Raw genomic sequence first — 418 nt, forward strand, 5'->3', positions numbered from 1 at the left:
CGTTATTTTGCAGCCAAGGCTGTTGTTCCAAGCTTTGATTGGCGTGATGTGGCACAAGAGGAACATGCTTTTTCCTTTACGGTGGCAAAATCGGTGGGTTATGACATTTTAGCTGATTTTAAGCGAGCGGTTGGAGAAGCCATAAAACATCAAATTCCTTTTCAAGATTTTCAAAAAAATTTGATGCCGATTTTACAGGAAAAGGGTTGGTGGGGAAAAAAGACCAGTATTGATCCGCTTACGGGCGAAAAAAGCTTAGTCCAATTGGGCAGCCCACGGCGTTTAGAAACGGTCTATTGGGCCAATACCATGAGTGCGCATGCGGCAGGCGAGTGGGAGCGTACGCAAAATAATAAAGAGTTTTTAACCTATCTCACCTATGCTTTGTCGAGTTCAGAACATAAGCGTTTAGAACATG

1 protein-coding gene is annotated in these 418 nt (G+C 43.5%); it reads left to right on the top strand.

Translation table 11 applies throughout. The features are described 5' to 3' along the window. The coding region (locus J7R10_RS09010) for a phage head morphogenesis protein (protein WP_484792995.1) at positions 1-418 on the top strand (418 nt) is incomplete at both ends.

Origin of the sequence: Bartonella vinsonii subsp. berkhoffii ATCC 51672 (genome assembly GCF_902825225.1) — a bacterium.
Taxonomy (GTDB): Bacteria; Pseudomonadota; Alphaproteobacteria; order Rhizobiales; family Rhizobiaceae; genus Bartonella; species Bartonella berkhoffii.